At 55.0% G+C, this 18,403-nt stretch carries 16 protein-coding genes; 14 read left to right on the top strand and 2 right to left on the bottom strand.

The window, feature by feature from the left end:
- Positions 1 to 4: 4 nt before the first annotated feature.
- The 11 genes from L5470_RS01170 to L5470_RS01120 all read left to right on the top strand — a co-directional run bounded on the left by L5470_RS01170 (position 5) and on the right by L5470_RS01120 (position 12,261).
- Positions 5 to 730 (top strand): RsmE family RNA methyltransferase, encoded by a 726-nt coding sequence (locus tag L5470_RS01170; protein ID WP_499497633.1) that lies wholly within the window; start codon positions 5 to 7, stop codon positions 728 to 730.
- 351 nt (positions 731 to 1,081) lie between these two features.
- On the top strand, positions 1,082 to 1,486 hold the full coding sequence (gene rpsL, locus L5470_RS01165; RefSeq protein WP_099798390.1) for a 30S ribosomal protein S12: 405 nt from the start codon (positions 1,082 to 1,084) through the stop codon (positions 1,484 to 1,486).
- A gap of 78 nt (positions 1,487 to 1,564) precedes the next feature.
- Positions 1,565 to 2,035 (top strand): 30S ribosomal protein S7, encoded by a 471-nt coding sequence (gene rpsG, locus L5470_RS01160; protein ID WP_099798389.1) that lies wholly within the window; start codon positions 1,565 to 1,567, stop codon positions 2,033 to 2,035.
- 85 nt (positions 2,036 to 2,120) lie between these two features.
- Positions 2,121 to 4,196 (top strand): elongation factor G, encoded by a 2,076-nt coding sequence (fusA, locus tag L5470_RS01155; protein WP_499497630.1) that lies wholly within the window; start codon positions 2,121 to 2,123, stop codon positions 4,194 to 4,196.
- Positions 4,197 to 4,213: 17 nt separating this feature from the next.
- The gene (tuf, locus tag L5470_RS01150; protein WP_099798387.1) at positions 4,214 to 5,443 is read left to right on the top strand and encodes an elongation factor Tu; all 1,230 of its coding nucleotides are present in this window, start codon (positions 4,214 to 4,216) and stop codon (positions 5,441 to 5,443) included.
- A gap of 86 nt (positions 5,444 to 5,529) precedes the next feature.
- Positions 5,530 to 5,847: a 30S ribosomal protein S10 gene (gene rpsJ, locus L5470_RS01145; RefSeq protein ID WP_099798386.1), complete on the top strand. Its 318-nt coding sequence runs from the start codon at positions 5,530 to 5,532 to the stop codon at positions 5,845 to 5,847.
- Positions 5,848 to 5,890: 43 nt separating this feature from the next.
- Positions 5,891 to 7,666 carry a M61 family metallopeptidase gene (locus L5470_RS01140; protein WP_099798385.1) on the top strand — a complete coding sequence of 592 codons (1,776 nt, stop codon included), beginning with the start codon at positions 5,891 to 5,893 and terminating at the stop codon, positions 7,664 to 7,666.
- 11 nt (positions 7,667 to 7,677) lie between these two features.
- The gene (gene uvrC, locus L5470_RS01135) at positions 7,678 to 9,540 is read left to right on the top strand and encodes an excinuclease ABC subunit UvrC (RefSeq protein WP_499497627.1); all 1,863 of its coding nucleotides are present in this window, start codon (positions 7,678 to 7,680) and stop codon (positions 9,538 to 9,540) included.
- Positions 9,541 to 9,619: 79 nt separating this feature from the next.
- Positions 9,620 to 10,291 (top strand): photosystem II biogenesis protein Psp29, encoded by a 672-nt coding sequence (gene psb29 / locus L5470_RS01130; protein ID WP_499497625.1) that lies wholly within the window; start codon positions 9,620 to 9,622, stop codon positions 10,289 to 10,291.
- Positions 10,292 to 10,294: 3 nt separating this feature from the next.
- The gene (locus L5470_RS01125; protein ID WP_499497623.1) at positions 10,295 to 11,050 is read left to right on the top strand and encodes an HAD-IA family hydrolase; all 756 of its coding nucleotides are present in this window, start codon (positions 10,295 to 10,297) and stop codon (positions 11,048 to 11,050) included.
- Between the two features lie 11 nt (positions 11,051 to 11,061).
- On the top strand, positions 11,062 to 12,261 hold the full coding sequence (locus L5470_RS01120; RefSeq protein WP_099799819.1) for an NAD(P)/FAD-dependent oxidoreductase: 1,200 nt from the start codon (positions 11,062 to 11,064) through the stop codon (positions 12,259 to 12,261).
- Here L5470_RS01120 and cax read toward each other — a convergent pair.
- On the bottom strand, positions 12,232 to 13,308 hold the full coding sequence (cax, locus tag L5470_RS01115) for a calcium/proton exchanger (protein ID WP_499497621.1): 1,077 nt from the start codon (positions 13,306 to 13,308) through the stop codon (positions 12,232 to 12,234). The two genes, L5470_RS01120 and cax, sit on opposite strands and share 30 nt — an antisense overlap.
- On the opposite strand from cax, the gene folB reads away from it, so the two are divergent.
- Genes folB through gcvT form a run of 3 tightly spaced genes read left to right on the top strand, consistent with a single transcriptional unit; the run spans position 13,307 to position 16,859 of the window.
- Positions 13,307 to 13,702 (top strand): dihydroneopterin aldolase, encoded by a 396-nt coding sequence (gene folB / locus L5470_RS01110; RefSeq protein ID WP_499497619.1) that lies wholly within the window; start codon positions 13,307 to 13,309, stop codon positions 13,700 to 13,702. The genes cax and folB overlap by 2 nt on opposite strands.
- The gene (locus L5470_RS01105) at positions 13,699 to 15,756 is read left to right on the top strand and encodes a thioredoxin domain-containing protein (protein ID WP_499497617.1); all 2,058 of its coding nucleotides are present in this window, start codon (positions 13,699 to 13,701) and stop codon (positions 15,754 to 15,756) included. The genes folB and L5470_RS01105 overlap by 4 nt, the downstream gene beginning before the upstream one ends.
- Positions 15,757 to 15,776: 20 nt before the next feature.
- Entirely contained in the window at positions 15,777 to 16,859 is a 1,083-nt protein-coding gene (gene gcvT, locus L5470_RS01100; RefSeq protein ID WP_499497615.1) for a glycine cleavage system aminomethyltransferase GcvT, read from the top strand.
- Here the strand turns inward: gcvT and L5470_RS01095 are convergent.
- Positions 16,856 to 18,403: a YcjF family protein gene (locus tag L5470_RS01095; RefSeq protein WP_099798379.1), complete on the bottom strand. Its 1,548-nt coding sequence runs from the start codon at positions 18,401 to 18,403 to the stop codon at positions 16,856 to 16,858. The two genes, gcvT and L5470_RS01095, sit on opposite strands and share 4 nt — an antisense overlap.

Raw genomic sequence — 18,403 nt, 5'->3', positions numbered from 1 at the left:
TCCCATGCGATCGCCCCAACGCTTGGTGGTTGACCCAAGCCAAATTCAGGAGCAGGTTGTTACCCTAACCCCTGCCCAAGCCCACTACCTCCACCATGTGCTGCGCCTAAAACCCACTGATCCCCTGTGGATTCTGGATGGCCACGGTCACCGCTGGCAGGCGCAATTGGGGGGCGATCGTACCACGGTGCAGTTACTAGACGCCCACTGCGGCCACAGTGAACTAGCCACCGAGATCATCCTCTGCCTAGCCCTATTGAAAACGGCAACCTTTGAACAGGTGCTCCAACACGCCACCGAGCTAGGGGTTCGGCAAATTATCCCCATCCGCACAGCGCGATCGCTCCTCCAGCCCAGTGCCAATAAATATCAACGCTGGCGGCGCATCCTCCAAGAAGCTGCCGAACAATCCGAGCGCCTCTACGTACCCACAATTACCGATCCGTTAACGGTGCCAGCCATGGTTGAGGTTGCCCCCCAGGGCTATATTGGCAGCCTGCGCGCTACCACCCTATTCGCCGACTACCTAGCAGGGATGAACTTTAACGCCTCAATTGCCGTGGCGATCGGGCCTGAAGGCGGTTGGACAACCCCAGAACTGGATTTAGTCCTCAGTGCTGGTTGGCAAGAWTTTTCCTTAGGACGGCGCMCTCTGCGAGCCGTAACCGCGGCGATCGCCACCCTCAGCCTGCTGAGCCACTACAGCGAACAGCACCACCCCACAATGTAAACTACTCCCAGCTAAAGCAGGGAGCTTTTAGTAGCCCTGCAGTTAGCAAGCCAACCGCGAGCCTCTGGGGTGGTTTACAACACCCCCAATCGACCGTTACCAGTGCCTTGAACAACCGTTTCTGGTGTCCGCAGTACAATTATAACCTAAAACAACTGAAGTTGCTAAAGGAGCTTTCCTCCCCGCACTGAAGTACGGGGCTTCCAGCCCTACCCGATGTGAGCCAGTCCTCCATCACCTACCCCGCCCCATAGGCAGATAGGACGTTCCGCCCCCTCAGTGAACGTGGCATTGACAACGTCACTTTAACCTCGATACACTAGAAGTTCGGTGAAATTAACGTAAGCAGCAATGCCCACCATCCAGCAACTTATCCGCCAAGAGCGGGAACTGTTGAAAAAGAAAACAAAATCACCAGCCCTCAAAAGCTGTCCGCAGCGGCGCGGTGTCTGTACCCGGGTCTACACCACCACGCCCAAAAAGCCCAACTCGGCACTGCGCAAAGTCGCACGGGTACGCCTTACTTCTGGCTTTGAAGTTACCGCCTATATCCCCGGTATTGGCCATAACCTACAAGAGCACTCCGTTGTCATGATTCGTGGTGGCCGGGTCAAAGACCTGCCCGGTGTTCGCTACCATATTATTCGCGGTACCCTCGACACTGCTGGGGTCAAAGATCGCAAGCAAGGTCGCTCCAAATACGGTGCCAAGCGCCCAAAACCCGGTGAAGCCACTGCCACCGGCAAGAAAAAATAGTTCTATCCTCCTAGTTTTAACTCAGTCCAGCCTAGATTGACCCCATTCATCATCCACTAGAGCAAACGCAAAACTCCTATGTCTCGTCGCACTCGCGCTCAAAAACGCCCCACCTCCCCCGATCCGGTGTACAACAACATTTTGGTGAACATGCTGATCCAGCGGATCATGCTGAACGGCAAAAAATCCCTAGCCAGCCGTATCGTCTATAGCGCGATGAAAACAGTAGAAGAGCGAACCGGAGAAGATGCCCTGCAACTTTTTGAGCGCGCCATCAAAAATGCCACCCCCCTTGTAGAAGTCAAAGCCCGGCGGGTTGGCGGCGCTACCTATCAAGTTCCTATGGAAGTACGCCCCGATCGCGGCATTGCCCTAGCATTGCGCTGGTTAGTGCAGTTTTCCCGCAAGCGAGCAGGTCGTTCCATGGCTGCCAAATTAGCCAACGAACTGATGGATGCAGCGAATGAAACCGGTAGCACCATCCGTAAACGGGAAGAAACCCACAAAATGGCCGAAGCGAATAAAGCGTTTGCCCACTATCGCTATTAAACGCCGCAAAATGCAACAACCCGTCAAAGAGTTGGATACAATTAGTTAAGAATTCTAACGCAATGCAACAAATAAGGAGGTAGCTGTGGCACGGACGACCCCGCTGGAGCGAGTGCGAAACATTGGGATTGCCGCTCACATTGATGCGGGTAAAACAACCACAACCGAGCGGATTCTATACTATTCCGGTGTGGTGCACAAAATTGGCGAAGTGCACGAGGGAAACACCGTGACCGACTGGATGGAACAAGAGCGGGAGCGGGGAATCACCATTACCGCAGCAGCCATCAGTACCTCTTGGAAAGATCACCAGATCAATATTATTGACACCCCTGGTCACGTGGACTTCACCATTGAAGTAGAGCGCTCCATGCGGGTGCTCGATGGGGTGATTGCCGTCTTTTGCTCTGTGGGCGGGGTGCAACCTCAGTCAGAAACCGTGTGGCGGCAAGCCGATCGCTACAACGTGCCGCGGATTGTTTTTGTCAACAAGATGGATCGCACTGGCGCAAACTTTTACAAAGTTTATAGCCAAATCGTTGATCGTCTGCGGGCAAACGCCGTTCCCATTCAACTGCCCATTGGCGCTGAAGATCAGTTTTTGGGGATTGTTGACCTCGTGCGGATGCGCGCCAAGATATACAAAGATGACTTGGGCAAAGAAATTGAAGATACCGACATTCCTGAGGACATGGCAGAGCAGGTCGAAGAATTTCGTACCAAGCTAGTCGAAGCCGTGGCCGAAACCGACGATGTGTTGATGGAAAAATACCTCGAAGGGGAAGACCTCACAGAAGAGGAAATTCGCACTGCTTTGCGCAAAGGCACCATTAGTGGTGCTATTGTACCGATGCTCTGTGGCTCCGCCTTCAAGAATAAAGGCGTGCAACTGTTACTAGATGCGGTAGTGGATTATTTGCCTGCTCCCATCGATGTCCCCGCCATCAAAGGCCACTTGCCCGATGGTACCGAAGTAGAGCGAGCAGCGGATGATGATCAGCCCCTTGCGGCCTTGGCCTTTAAGATCATGGCGGATCCCTACGGTCGCCTGACCTTTGTGCGGGTCTATTCGGGGGTGCTCAAAAAAGGGAGCTACGTTCTCAACGCCACCAAAGGCAAGAAAGAGCGCATCTCTCGCTTGATTATCTTAAAAGCCGATGAGCGCATTGAAGTTGATGAGCTGCGCGCAGGGGATCTCGGTGCGGCCTTGGGCTTAAAAGATACCTTCACCGGTGACACCCTCTGTGACGAAAGCGCCCCTGTGATCCTAGAATCTCTATATGTGCCAGAACCCGTCATTTCTGTCGCTGTAGAGCCGAAAACCAAGCAGGACATGGAAAAACTCTCCAAAGCCTTGCAGTCCCTTGCGGAAGAAGATCCCACGTTCCGCGTGAGTGTGGATCCCGAAACCAACCAAACTGTGATTGCGGGGATGGGTGAGTTGCACCTTGAAATCCTTGTGGATCGGATGCAGCGGGAGTTCAAAGTGGAGGCAAACATCGGTCAGCCTCAGGTTGCCTATCGGGAAACCATCCGCAAGCCAACTCGCAGTGAAGGCAAGTTCATTCGTCAAAGTGGCGGTAAAGGTCAGTACGGCCATGTGGTGATTGAAGTTGAACCAGCGGAGCCTGGCACAGGCTTTGAGTTCGTCTCGAAAATTGTTGGTGGTGTAGTTCCCAAAGAGTACATCGCACCGGCGGAACAAGGGATGAGAGAGGCCTGTGAATCTGGCATCCTTGCGGGGTATCCCGTCATTGACCTCAAAGTCACCTTAGTCGATGGTTCCTATCACGACGTTGACTCGTCGGAAATGGCCTTCAAAATCGCTGGTTCCATGGCCATTAAAGAAGCGGTGATGAAAGCAAATCCGGTTCTGTTGGAGCCTATGATGAAGGTCGAGGTCGAGGTTCCAGAAGAATTCCTTGGGACAGTGATGGGGGATTTGATCTCCCGTCGTGGTCAAATTGAGGGGCAAACGGTGGACGGTGGCATTGCCAAGGTGACCGCCAAAGTCCCTCTCGAACGGATGTTTGGTTATGCCACTGATATCCGCTCGAATACCCAAGGTCGGGGAATTTTCTCGATGGAATTCAGCCATTACGAGGAAGTCCCCCGTAATGTGGCTGAGGCGATCATTGCCAAAAATAAAGGGAACGCATAGTCTATACGAGGAACAACATGGCACGCGCTAAATTTGAACGCACAAAACCCCACGTTAACATCGGTACCATTGGTCACGTTGACCATGGTAAAACCACGCTAACAGCAGCGATTACGATGACCTTGGCAGCACTGGGTCAGGCTGCTGCCCGCAAATACGATGAAATTGATGCGGCTCCGGAAGAGAAAGCTCGCGGGATTACCATCAACACCGCTCACGTTGAGTATGAAACCGAGAAACGCCACTATGCCCACGTGGACTGTCCTGGTCATGCCGACTACGTGAAAAACATGATCACGGGTGCGGCGCAGATGGATGGTGCCATTCTGGTGGTGGCAGCAACCGATGGGGCTATGCCTCAGACCAAGGAGCATATTCTGCTGGCACGGCAGGTGGGGGTTCCCAGCATCGTTGTCTTCCTGAACAAGGTGGATATGGTGGATGACGAAGAGCTGTTGGAACTGGTGGAATTGGAATTGCGGGAACTCCTGAGTGAGTACGAATTCCCTGGGGATGATATTCCGATTATTCGTGGTTCGGGGTTGAAGGCGCTTGAAGCAATGACCGCCAATCCGAAAACCACCCGGGGCGAAAATGAGTGGGTCGATAAGATTTACGAACTCATGGATGCTGTGGATGAATTTATTCCAACGCCACAGCGGGATGTGGATAAGCCCTTCCTGATGGCTGTGGAAGACGTTTTCTCCATTACGGGTCGCGGTACGGTGGCAACGGGTCGGATTGAGCGCGGTAAGATCAAAATCAATGAAACCGTTGAACTGGTTGGGCTGCGAGAAACTCGCTCCACCACAGTGACCGGTATTGAAATGTTCAAGAAGAGCTTGGACGAAGGGATCGCTGGGGACAACGCGGGTCTGCTGCTGCGGGGTCTGAAAAAGGAAGATGTGGAGCGGGGAATGGTGTTGGCCAAGCCCGGTTCTATTACGCCCCATACCCAGTTTGAAGGGGAAGTCTATATCCTTACCGACAAAGAGGGTGGGCGCAAAACTCCGTTCTTCGCTGGCTATCGCCCTCAGTTTTATGTGCGCACCACCGATGTGACCGGTACAATTACCTCCTTTACTGCTGATGATGGCAGTGAAGCAGAAATGGTGATGCCGGGTGATCGCATCAAGATGACCGTGGAACTGATTCAGCCCATTGCCATTGAGCAGGGGATGCGCTTTGCCATCCGTGAAGGGGGGCGTACCATCGGCGCCGGTGTTGTCTCGAAAATCCTGAAATAGTTGATAAAGAAGGCCGTTAGCTTCTGAAGTTTAGCGGCCTCTTTTGTGTCTTGTCCACTGAACCTTGAAAAATAACGGTCGTTTCTATGGCAACTCTACAACAGCAAAAAATTCGCATTCGTCTGAAGGCGTTTGATCATCGTTTACTCGATACGTCTTGCGAGCGCATTGTGGATACGGCTAAAAGAACAGGAGCTTCCCCAGTCGGCCCGATTCCGCTGCCGACGCGCCGCAAAGTTTACTGTGTGCTGCGATCGCCTCACGTTGACAAAGATTCCCGCGAACATTTTGAAACCCGCACCCATCGGCGCATCCTCGATATTTATCAGCCCTCCCCCAAAACCATCGATGCTCTGATGAAATTAGACTTACCTGCGGGTGTTGACATTGAGGTCAAACTCTAAGCAATGATAGGTGGGGCTTCTCAAGGTCGCTTAAACTAGGGGTATGACTCAGACGACGATTGGCTCCTCCGTATCCCGAGGGTCGGTTCAGCCTCCGGCAGTTGCCTATTTCATTGATTGCCAGCAGGGGCATACTCATCTTTTACAGGTGACCTTACGGCTGACGGCACCGCAGAGTGATGTCTTAGCACTACACTTACCCGTTTGGACCCCCGGTTCTTACCTAGTACGGGAATACGCCCGCCATCTTGAGAGTTTTGCTGTTACCACTATCGATGGTGCGCCGCGGGAATGGTGGAAGTGCCGCAAAAATCAGTGGCAGGTGGCATGCTCTCCGGGGGAGGCGATCCAAGTGCGCTATGCCATCTATGCCCACGAGCTATCGGTACGCACCAATCATGTTGATCGCAGCCATGCCTACTTTAATCCTGCGGCGGTGTGCCTCTACGCTCCAGAGTATCGAGATCGTCCCCTGACGGTAACGGTGACAGCCCCGCCGCATTGGCGGCTAACGACTCCCCTTGATCCTTGGGGAGAGGATCCTTTCACGGTTTGGGCGGCAAACTACGATCAGCTTGTCGATAGCCCCTTTGAAGTGGGGACGCACTCTGTTTATTATTTTGAGGTGGCAGGCAAACCCCACGAATTAGCGGTCTGGGGAGAGGGTAACTTTGAGCCAACGCGGGCGATCGCCGACCTTCAGCGCATCATCAGTACCGAAGCAGCGCTTTTGGGGGGGCTGCCCTACGATCGCTACGTGTTTATTTTGCACCTAACCCACAAAGGCTATGGCGGTCTAGAGCACGCGAACAGTTGCTCATTGTTGTTTGATCGCTTTGGGTTCCAGCAACCAGATCAGTATCGTCGTTTCCTTTGCTTGGTTGCCCACGAGTTTTTACACCTGTGGAATGTGAAGCGCATTCGTCCCCAAGCCCTAGCAGAGTTTGACTACGACAATGAGAACTACACCACCAGCCTCTGGTTTGTCGAAGGGGTAACCAGCTATCTAGATCAGCTGATTCCGCTGTGGGCGGGGGTGTTTGATGCCAGTCATTACCTGAAGCTCCTTGGGCAAAGTATTAACCGCTATCTCCAGACCCCCGGTCGCCACGTGCAGTCGTTGACAGCGGCTAGCTTTGATGCGTGGATTAAGCTCTATCGCCCCGACGAAAATAGCCTCAACTCCCAGATGTCTTACTACCTTAAGGGAGAACTTGTTGCCTTACTGTTGGATTTGCGCATTCGCCTCAACTTTAACCATCAGCGCTCCCTTGTGGATGTACTGCGGCGATTGTGGCAGCAGTTCTGTGACACCCAAGCCGGTTATACCCCCGACGAGCTATGGCAGACCATTGAAACGGTAGCGGATGAAAACTTAGAGAGCTGGCGGCAGGCGTTCCTCGACGGTACCGATGACCTGCCCCTAGGGGATTGGTTCAGCCAAGTGGGGTTGGAGTTGGTGGCACAAGACGCCCTCCCCTACACCGGTTTACAGTTTAAGCAAGACAGGGGAGCACTGCACATCAAAGCTGTGCTGCGCCACTCCCCAGCGGAAGCCTTAGGGTTAGTGCCCGGAGACGAAATTATTGCCCTCAATGGTTGGCGGGTACAGGGGGAGGAGTGGTCAGACTACCTCCGCGAGTGTCAGGTAGGGCAAGCCGTTGAGGTAACGTGGTGTCATGATCAACGATTGCACTCGGGCACCCTTGTGCTAGAACCGCCCCAGCCCCACTACCAGCTGCGGTGCAGTGCCCAAGCAACGCCAGAGCAGCGTGCCCACCTCGAGGCATGGCTGGGAACAACGGCTCAGAATCTCTAAGGGGAGCGGCGATGCTTGATCCGTTGATCAAAGATCGCGATCGCCTCGATCAGGTACTGCGGCAGATTCCCCTAGAGCCGGGGGTTTATTTGCTCAAGGACAACACCGATCAAATTATTTACATTGGCAAGTCCAAACGGTTGCGATCGCGGGTGCGCTCTTACTTCCGTCAACCGGCGCAGCTTGGGTCACGCTTAGAACTCATGGTCTATCAGGTGGCAGATATTGAGTATATCGTCACCGACACAGAAGCCGAAGCCCTTGCCCTAGAAGCTAATTTAATTAAGCAACACCAGCCCCACTTTAACGTGTTGCTCAAGGACGATAAAAAATATCCCTACGTTTGCATTACTTGGTCAGACCCCTATCCCCGCATTTTTATTACCCGTAAGCGGCACGTAGGTGCCCCCGGCGATCGCTACTATGGCCCCTACGTCGATAGCCAACGGCTGCGCCAAACCCTCGCCTTAGTCAAACGGTTGTTTCCGCTACGGCAGCGTCCGCGTCCCTTGTTTAAGGATCGCCCCTGTCTCAACTATGATATGGGACGGTGTCCGGGGGTCTGCCAAGGACTCATTTCCCCCCAAGAGTATCGGCAAACCCTCCACAAGGTGGCGATGATTTTTCAAGGCCGCACCGGCGAACTGGTGGCACACCTGCAAGAGCAGATGCACCGGGCGGCTGAGGTCATGAACTTTGAACTGGCGGCGCGGCTGCGGGATCAAATTCGCGGTCTGGAGTCGTTGGGGGTGGATCAAAAGGTTGCCTTGCCAGATGATACGGTGTCTCGCGATGCCATTGCCCTAGCCCACGACGATCGCCATGCCGCCATTCAACTGTTTCAAATTCGCGGCGGGCGGTTGGTGGGGCGCTTAGGCTTTTTGGCCGACGCCCAGAGCGGCTCGCCGGCGGCGATTCTACAACGGGTGCTAGAAGAGCACTATGCCCACGTCGAAGCGGTGGAGATCCCCAGTGAAATTCTGTTGCAGTATCCCCTAGGGGAGCCAGACCCCTTGCAGGCCTATCTCAGCCAAAAAAAAGGGCGGCGGGTGACCCTCACGGTTCCCCAGCGCCAAGGCAAAGCCGAACTGATTGAGATGGTGCAGCGCAATGCCCAACTTGAGCTACAGCGGATTCAACAGGCTGGCGATCGCACCCAAGCGGCTCTTGCCGATGTGGCCGCCCTCCTCAATCTAGCGACCTTGCCCCATCGCATTGAAGGCTATGACATTTCCCATATTCAAGGAGCGGATGCCGTGGCATCGCGGGTCGTCTTTATCGATGGCTTGCCCGCTAAGCAACACTATCGTCACTACACCATTCGCCATCCTGAGGTCACCCTTGGCCACTCCGACGATTTTGCCAGCCTCGCAGAAGTGTTGCAACGCCGCTTTGCCCCCTATACTCAGACCGATGCACCCCCACCTGACCCTGAGGATTGGCCGGATGTGATTCTCATTGATGGTGGTAAAGGCCAGCTTGCGGCGGTCATTAACGTCCTTGAACCGCTGGGAATTCTCGAGGATTTAACGGTCATTAGCTTGGCAAAACAGCGGGAGGAGATTTTTTGCCCCGGAGCCCGCCACCCCCTTGCCGCAGACCCCGAGCAGCCGGGGGTGCAACTGCTGCGCCGCGTGCGGGATGAGGCGCACCGCTTTGCCCTAAACTTTCATCGCCAAAAACGCGCCCAGCGCCAGCGGCGATCGCACCTCGATCAGATTCCCGGTTTGGGGCATCAACGGCAAAAAGAGTTGTTAGCTACCTTTCGCTCTATTGACTATATTCGCATGGCCACCCCAGAACAATTGGCTCAGGTGCATGGGGTTGGTCCACGGTTAGCCGAAAAAATTCACCGCTACTTTCATCCCTCGTGAGCTGTGGCGGCTGTTGACCCTGCTGCTACCGCTAAGGGATAATGGTAAAGATTCATAACATTTTTGTGACCCCAAGCTTGTGCAAACTCCCCGAACGGTTTCTGATACTAAACGCGCGTTTTACGCAGCGCACACTCGCCCCATTCACTCCATCTATCGCCGATTCATTGAGGAATTACTGGTGGAGCTTCACCTGCTGCGGGTCAATGTTGAGTTTCGCTATTCCCCGCTGTTTGCCCTAGGGGTCATTTCAGCCTACGAGCAATTTATGGAGGGCTACCGCCCCGAGGGCGATCGCGCCAATATTTTTGAAGCACTGTGCCGCGCCGAGGAGCTAGATTCCCAACAACTCCAAGCGGATGCCGCCAGTTGGCAACAGTATCAGGGGTGGCCCCTACAGCAGATCATTGAGCAACTCCAGAGCGAACAGGTGGGTGCTCCCCTGAGTTCCCTCAAAGAAGACGGCAAATATAGCCGCTTGTTGGCGATCGGCCTCTATGGGTTCCTACAGCAGTTGGCCGGAGACCTCACCAGCAACCTCAACGACACCTTAGACCAACTGGCTCCCGTCATCAGCCTCCCTATCGAAAAAGTGAAAAGAGACCTTGAACTCTATCGCAGTAACTTAGAAAAAATGAGTCAAGCCCGTAGCTTAATGCAGGAGCTAGTTGAGCAAGAACGCAAGCGACGCGCCAGTGTTGAGCCAGCACCCACGGATAGGATTGACACCAGCTCCGATGCACCCGCTTAAGCCGTGATCGCCTTACCTACCCCCACCTTAATTGCCCTAGATGCCGTCGGCACTCTCTTTGGCCTAAAGGAATCCGTCGGTGCCGTATATGCCCGCTTTGCTGCCAAGGGGGGCATAAGCGTCAGTGCCGCTGCCCTCGATCAAGCATTCTTTAGCGCCTTTCAGGCGGCTCCTCCCTGTGCCTTTGCGCACGTAGCAGCAGCGGATCGTCCAAGGGCTGAGTTTGCGTGGTGGCAAGCCGTGGCCGCCGATACCTTTGCCCGCGCTGGTGTGCTAGACCAGTTTGAGGATTTCCGTGGCTTTTTTGCACCGGTGTTTAGCTACTACGCCACTGCGGCGCCATGGCATCTGTACCCTGAGGTGTCCACCGTTCTGGAATTATGGCATCAGCAGGGCATTCCCCTTGTTATCATTTCCAACTTTGATAGCCGCCTGTACGGTCTGCTAAAGCAGTTAGGACTCGCTCCCTTTTTCAGCGCCGTTGTTATCTCCAGTGAGGTGGGGGCTGCTAAGCCGGATCCGGCTATCTTTGAGCGGGCGATCGCCCCCTACGGCATTTCCCCGCAGCAGGCATGGCACATTGGCGACAGTTGGCAGGATGATGTCTTAGGTGCCCAAGCTGCACAATTACAGCCCATTTGGCTGCGTCGCGCTACCCGTCTGTTGCCGGATAGCGGGATCGAGCACCCAAACAGCGTTGTGCAAATTACCGACCTCAGGGAATTGAACGCTATACTGGGCTGTAGCGCTACATCTTGATCGGAACACCCGTGACTCAACAAATTTGTATCCTCGGCGGTGGGTTTAGTGGCCTTTACACGGCTCTTCGTCTCAGTCAATTACCGTGGGACACGCCACCGCGCCTAACCCTTGTGGATCAGCACGATCGCTTTGTCTTTACCCCCCTGCTCTACGAATTGCTGACGGGGGAGCTACAGGCTTGGGAAATTGCGCCTCCCTTTGTGGAAGTGCTCAAGGATACCCCCGTTATTTTTCATCAAGCCACGGTCACCGCAATTGATCTAAGTGCGAAAACCGTGCAGTGCAACGACACCCAAGTCATCCCTTATACCGCCTTGGTGCTGGCACTGGGGGGCGACACGCCGCACAATACCGTTCCTGGAGTCAGGGACTATGCCCTCACCTTTCGTACCTTAGCCGATGCCTATCGGTTGGAAGAACAACTGCGCCTGCGGGAGCAATCTAGCACTGACAAAATCCGCGTTGTGGTGGTTGGCGCGGGTCCCAGTGGTGTGGAACTGGCCTGCAAGCTAGCGGAACGCCTTGGCAGTCGGGGGCGCATTCGCTTAGTGGATCGCAACACCGACATTCTTAAAGCCTCGCCCGAGTTTAATCGTAAAGCTGCCTTGGCGGCGCTGGAAGACCGCGGCGTTTGGATTGATTTGGAAACCACCCCTGTAGCGGTTCACCCCAGTGCCATTGCCCTTCAGTACAAAGACCGGGTGGATGAGCTGCCCGTGGATATTGTGCTGTGGACCGTGGGCACGGCTGTCTCTCCCCTGATTGCCAACCTAGAGTTACCCAAAACCGCCAGTGGCCGCCTAGAGGTGACCCCCACCCTACAAGTGGTGGATCATCCAGAGATATTTGCCCTTGGGGATGCCGCCGATGCCATTGATGAGCAGGGGCAGGTGCTTCCCCATACAGCCCAAGCAGCCTTTCAGCAGGCCGACTATGCCGCTTGGAATCTCTGGGCGAGCTTGAGCGATCGCCCCCTGTTACCCTTGCGCTACTCCCACTTGGGCGAAATGCTAACCCTAGGCACCGATCGCGCCGCCCTCTCAGGGCTGGGTCTCACCTTGGATGGCCCCCTTGCCTACCTAGCGCGCCGTCTTACCTATCTCTACCGGATGCCCACCCTCGAGCACCAACTCAAAGTCGCTCTTAACTGGGTGACACGTCCCCTCATCGAGATCGTCTCAGGGGTGGATAAAGAAGGCTACCGCTAACACTAAGTAAGTCATCAGTAGCAGCACCCCCTCCAACCAGTTGGTGGCACCATCATTGCTAATGGAGTTAGTAATCATCACTGCGGCAACCACCGCCACCAGTTCAAAGAAGTTAAAACTCAAGTTCATCTGGGGCTGACCCAAGAGCCACCCAACCAACACCAGCACGGGTGCCACAAATAAAATGATCTGTAAGCTCGAGCCAATGGCGACTGCCACTGCCCCTTCCATGCGGTTATTGAGAGAAAACTTAACGCAGGTAATGAACTCCACCACGCTACTGAAAATGGGAATGAGAAACACCCCCGTAAAAAGCTGGGTTAGCCCCACTTCTGTAATTGCTTCCTGAAGGCTGTCCACCAACACATCAGACACAAAAACCAAGAGAATGGTACCTCCTAACAGAATGCCAATCTGAAGCTTGAGATTGACTGCCGCTTCAGGTTCATGGGTCTCAACACCGGCCACCTCATTGAGTAAGTACAGGTGACGGTGGGTTTTCATAGAAAACAGCAGCATTAACCCGTAGAACACCAGCAAGAGAATAGCCGCTGCATAGGAGAAGTGATCCACCAGTTGCAGCGACACCCCCGGGGCAGCGGCTTGAATGGCAGTGGGGGTCATCAGCACAATCAGCGCCAAGGTGAGAGAGGAGGCATTAATGCGGGCAACCGCCACCGGAAACTGCTGCTCACGAAACCGCAGCCCGCCAGCGAGGATGGCCAGCCCCAAGCCAAGGAGTAAGTTGGCAATAATCGACCCGCTTAAACTTGCCTTGACTACTTCTGTCAAGCCCTGACGCAATGCCACGATCGCAATAATCATTTCCGTGACATTGCCAAAGGTGGCATTGAGCAGCCCACCGAGGGTCGGGCCAATCACCTCCGAGATGGCCTCCGTAGCGTTGGCAATCCCTGCAGCTAGGGGCACAATGGCTAAGCCACTGATGATAAAGCTCACCATAGGCGGCAGTTTGAAGATAAAGTTTAAGAGGGCAACAGGGACAAAGATCAGTAACCCGAGGAGAATTTTTTGCTGCGTCGTCATGGATAGAATGCCCTCAACGAAAAAACATCAGGATTGCTTACACCTCTCAGGAATTCGCTGCTATGGTTATACTGGTGCATTACCAGAAGAACAAATTCTCGGCCAGTGGTTTGAAATTGATATTAGGCTCTGGTTTGATATGACACAACCGGCCCAAACGGATTGTCTGGCGGATACCCTTGACTACCGTCCTCTGCTCGCGGCTATTACCGAGCTGATGCAGCAGCAGCGATTTCATCTGATCGAGACCTTGGCCACCGCCATTGTTGACCTTTGCTTGAGGCCCGATCACGTGCAGCGAGCGGCCATCCGGGTGACCAAACTAGCCCCCCCTGTGCCTAACTTTACCGGACAGATTAGTGTAGAACTGGAGCGCGATCGCCAAGCCCCATGACAAATCGCCTTGCCCAATGCCAAAGCCTTTACCTGCGCAAGCACGCCGAGAACCCGATTGACTGGTGGCCCTGGGGGGAAGCGGCTCTGGCCAAAGCGGCCGCCGAAGATCGGGTGATTTTTCTGTCTATCGGCTACTCCAGTTGCCACTGGTGCACTGTCATGGAGGGAGAAGCATTCTCGGATTTAGAGATTGCGGCCTATCTCAATCAGTACTTTCTGCCGATTAAGGTGGATCGCGAAGAGCGCCCAGATATTGACAGCCTGTATATGCACGCCCTGCAATTGATGACGGGGCAGGGGGGATGGCCCCTGAATATTTTTTTAACACCGCAGGATTGCCGCCCTTTTTATGGGGGTACCTATTTCCCGCTGCAACCCCGCTACGGGCGACCTGGTTTTTTGCAAGTGCTGCACGCGGTACGGCGGTTTTACGATGAACAGAAAGAGAAGCTAGCGGCGCAGCAGGCAACGCTGTGGCAATACCTAGCACCGACCACCGACCTCTCACCAGAGCTAGAGCTGAATCGTGATCTGTTGTGCTCCGGCATCCACCAAACTATGCCAATTCTTGAGGATCGCCCCCACGGCACCTGTTTTCCCATGATTCCCTATGCCCAAGCGCTGTTACAGGGAGTGGCGGTGAGTTCTGAGGCAGCGAGGCTGGAGGGGCTGTGCCGCCAACGGGGCACCTCACTCCTTTTGGGGGGAATTTACGACCATGTGGGGGGCGGCTGGCATCGCTACACGGTTGATCCCCAATGGACGGTGCCGCACTTTGAAAAGATGCTCTACGACAATGGCCAGATCATCACGTACCTAGCTCGTCTCTGGCAGCAGGGCGATCGCCACCCCCACATCCCCTATGCCATTGCCCAAACGGTGCAGTGGCTTGACCGCGAAATGACGGCACCCCAAGGCTACTTCTATGCGGCGCAGGATGCCGATAGTTTCCGCTCAGCAGTGGATTCAGAACCGGAGGAAGGGGCATTTTACTGCTGGGACTACGGCGAACTGACAGCGCACTTATCCCCTGAGGAATTGAGCCAACTGCAAAGGGACTTTGAGATCACGCCTGAAGGAAATTTTGAGGGCAAGATTGTCTTGAAGGCTCGCCATCGCAGGGAGGATCCGGCGGCGATCGCCCCCGTCCTCGATACGCTGTTTGCCCTTCGCTATGGGGCGGCCACCCCTAAAGATCAGCCCATGCCTGTGGCCACGGATAACCGCACCGCTAAGGGGCAGCCATGGCCAGGGCGCATTCCCCCTGTCACCGATACCAAGATGATCCTCGCTTGGAATAGCCTGATGATTACCGGCTTGGCCACGGCGGCCTTGGTCTGGCAGCATCAGGGGTACTGGCAGCGAGCCGTACGCGCCGCCCAGTGGCTCCACCAGCATCAGTTACAGGGCAATCAACTCTATCGCTTGAACTATGGGGGTGCGGTGGCAGAAATAGCGCAAGCGGAAGACTATGCCTACTGGATTCAGGCACTGCTTACTTTGCACCAAGCCAGTCTGGTTTTGGGGGACACCGCGACCCCGTGGTTAGAGCTTGCCTGTGACTATCAGGATCGATTTGATCAGCACCTAGGGGCGACGGATGGGGGGTACTACAATGCCCCTGAGCGACCCGATTTAATTCTGCGGCAGCGCGAGGGAATTGATCAGGCCACCCCTTCAGCCAATGGCGTGGCGATCGCCAACTTGGTGCAGCTTTTTCTGCTGACCGACAACCCGGCCTATTTAACCAAAGCGGAGACGAGCCTACGCTACTTTGGCGCGTTACTCAAGGACTCTCCCCAAAGTTGTCCCAGCCTGCTTGCAGCCTTGCAGTGGTATCTGTACCCTGTCAGTCTTCAGATCCGTGCCGAAACAATGGATCAGGTGTCTGGCTACTGGCTACCCACGGCTGTGCTAAAACTGCGGGAACGGCTGAGCGAGGGCGAGCCGCAGCCCCTTGCCTTGGTTTGCGAAGGCCTGCGCTGTCGAGAACCGGCCTTTACCTTAGAGCAACTCCATACTCACCTAGCTACCCTCTATCTACACCATTGAATGCTAGTTCCAAGGTTTGCATGACTGACACGTTACGCCGCACACCGCTATTTTCCCAACACCAAGCCCTGAACGCCCGCTTTACCCCTTTTGGCGAGTGGGAGATGCCCCTACAGTACAGCAGCATTTTGCAAGAGCACCATGCCGTGCGTCAGCGCGTGGGGATGTTCGACATTTCCCACATGGGTAAGTTTCTTTTACACGGGGCTGGGGTGCACGCGGCTCTGCAAGTCCTCGTGCCCACGGATCTGAGCCGCCTCCGTGCCGGTCAGGCCAAATATACGGTGCTGCTCAATGAGGCGGGGGGGRTTGTCGATGATGTGATTCTCTACATTGAGGAGGCAGCGGTACGCTGTATTGTTAATGCGGCAACAGCGGCCAAGGATATGGCGTGGTTGCGCCGCTATTTACCGCCTGAGTGTGAAATCGTTGATGAATCGGCCACTAAGGTGCTACTAGCCGTCCAAGGGCCAGCAGCAACAGCCACCCTTGATCCCCTCTGTGCAGACTCCCTAGCCCCCCTTAAACCCTATCGCCACCGGGCGGTGAAGATATTGGGTCAGCCCGCTTGGGTGGCACGGACAGGGTACACCGGTGAAGATGGCGTTGAAATTCTGGTGGACAGCGACACGGGTGAGCGCCTTTGGCAAGCCCTTTTAGAGGCGGGAGTGACTCCCTGTGGCTTGGGCGCGCGGGATACCCTGCGCCTAGAGGCGGCGATGCTGCTCTATGGTCAGGATATGGACGAGGAGACCACCCCCCTAGAAGCGGGGTTAGAGTGGCTCATTGATTGGCAAAAACGTACCTTTGTGGGGCGCGAGGCGCTATCACGGCAAAAGCAGGAGGGAATTGAACGCCAATTGGTGGGGCTAGAACTGCAAGGAAAGGGGATTGCCCGCCACGATTACCCTATCTACTGGCAAGCACAGGCGGTTGGTAAGGTCACCAGTGGCACCCTCTCGCCTACACTGGGCAATGCGATCGCCCTAGGGTATGTCTTTCCTGAGTTTGCTAATGTGGGGCGTGAACTGACAGTGCAGGTGCGCGATCGCCACGTCCCTGCGGTTGTGGTGCCACGCCCCTTTTACCGTCGCCCTCGCTAATCCTCGGCCATGGGGTCTTCTTGGGGGAGCTTGAAGGACTCTGGAATGACTTGCCCAAGCTGAGCGGGTAAGCGGGCGATCGCCTGCTGAATAAACGACTGGATAAATTCATCCCGCCGATTCAACTGAAACTGTTCCTGCACCACCTCACTAATGCCGCCATCGCCCCAGTCTTGATTGTGGCGGAAGTATTCAATAAAGCTTTTACCCGCAATGCGCGTCAGGTAAGCTGCCGTAATACTCTGCACCGCTTTGCCAATCACCATTCCGCCCACGCTGAGCTGGAGTGCTGTGGCAATTAAATCCATCGCTCCTTTGACAATGCCAAGGCTCGCCAAGGTCTTGCCCAAGGAAAGGGCTAGCTCGCGGGCGCGATCGCGATTGAGGTCGCACCCATAAACTGTGCCAATTTCCATTACCATTTGCGCATTGACCGCTGCCGCCGCTAGTAAATCAACCACAGGAATTGGGGTCACACAAACCACGCCAGCGCCAATCCACTGATAGCGCTCCACCACCTTATCTGCCTGTCGTCGCCGCTGCTGATCAATAATTTTGCGGGCTTGCTCCCCGAGGCGCTGTGATTGCAAGAGGATATTATCGGCCACTAGATCATCCCCTTCCTCCCGTAGAACCGCGGTGATGCGGCGAATGAGGGGCAAAATGTGTGGTTCTGGCTCCAGCCACTCCCCTGTGGGTAAGCGCACAGGCTGCGGATGGGCGGCAATCCCCACCACATCTTCCGGGGGAATGAGGCCCCTGACCCGCTGCCGTAAATGTTTCAGCAGCGCCAGTTGATCAGCTTCTGAGCGCAAGTCCATTTTGTTGAGCACCAGTAGCGATCGCTTGCCCATTTCCACCAAATTCACCAGCGGGGTATATTCCGACTGCCGCAGATCATCGTCCAGCACAAATAGCAGCAGATCAGCCTCGGCGGCCAGTTGCCGCGCCATCTGTTCGCGGTAGGTGCCAGCCACCCCCGCTTCTAGAATTCCGGGAGTGTCGGTAATCACAATCTCTTGATCCGTATAGGGCAGCCAAAACTGGTAGGTTTGCCCCACCTCAGTGGTGCCCATGGTGGGGGCAACCTCGCCAACCATCTCCCCAATCAGGGCATTGACCAAGGAGGTTTTGCCCGCAGACCCAGTGCCAAAGACTACCAACCGCAATTCTTGGCGATGAAACTCGTCCTCTAGCTCACGAGCGCGGGCTAGCAAAGCTTGCCGTGCCACTTCGTCTTCAATTTGGCTAAGTTGTTGCCGTAGTGCTTTCAGGTTTTCGGCGGCGGCATCTGTTTTGGCCGCTGGCACCTGAAAGGTGGGCGATCGCCGTCCCTTGCGATTCAGCAAGTACAGATAACGAAAGAAAACGTAGAGCAGCCCCCCCAGCAGGCCAATCAGCAGTAACAGTAAAATATTGGCTAAGAACGGTGTCGTAAACGCTACCTGAATGTAGAGCCAATGCAACGCTGTCACCAGCCAGAGCATTAGCCCCAGAATGACACCCAGACCAAGGATGAGCCAAAACCAGCGTGCAGGGGTCAT

The organism is Synechococcus sp. PCC 6717 (genome assembly GCF_022698185.1).
GTDB classification, from domain to species: Bacteria; Cyanobacteriota; Cyanobacteriia; order Thermosynechococcales; family Thermosynechococcaceae; genus Thermosynechococcus; species Thermosynechococcus lividus.
Note: the sequence above shows the minus strand (reverse complement) of the source record. Positions and strands in the feature narration are given on the sequence as shown.

What these genes read in the sequence shown, in the direction of transcription:
- rpsL (WP_099798390.1), top strand. Translation starts at nt 1,082, where the DNA reads ATGCCCACCATCCAGCAACTTATCCGCCAAGAGCGGGAACTGTTGAAA.
- L5470_RS01095 (WP_099798379.1), bottom strand. Translation starts at nt 18,403, where the DNA reads ATGACCCCTGCACGCTGGTTTTGGCTCATCCTTGGTCTGGGTGTCATT.
- rpsG (WP_099798389.1), top strand. Translation starts at nt 1,565, where the DNA reads ATGTCTCGTCGCACTCGCGCTCAAAAACGCCCCACCTCCCCCGATCCG.
- tuf (WP_099798387.1), top strand. Translation starts at nt 4,214, where the DNA reads ATGGCACGCGCTAAATTTGAACGCACAAAACCCCACGTTAACATCGGT.
- L5470_RS01105 (WP_499497617.1), top strand. Translation starts at nt 13,699, where the DNA reads ATGACAAATCGCCTTGCCCAATGCCAAAGCCTTTACCTGCGCAAGCAC.
- uvrC (WP_499497627.1), top strand. Translation starts at nt 7,678, where the DNA reads ATGCTTGATCCGTTGATCAAAGATCGCGATCGCCTCGATCAGGTACTG.
- L5470_RS01140 (WP_099798385.1), top strand. Translation starts at nt 5,891, where the DNA reads ATGACTCAGACGACGATTGGCTCCTCCGTATCCCGAGGGTCGGTTCAG.
- cax (WP_499497621.1), bottom strand. Translation starts at nt 13,308, where the DNA reads ATGACGACGCAGCAAAAAATTCTCCTCGGGTTACTGATCTTTGTCCCT.
- folB (WP_499497619.1), top strand. Translation starts at nt 13,307, where the DNA reads ATGGATAGAATGCCCTCAACGAAAAAACATCAGGATTGCTTACACCTC.
- rpsJ (WP_099798386.1), top strand. Translation starts at nt 5,530, where the DNA reads ATGGCAACTCTACAACAGCAAAAAATTCGCATTCGTCTGAAGGCGTTT.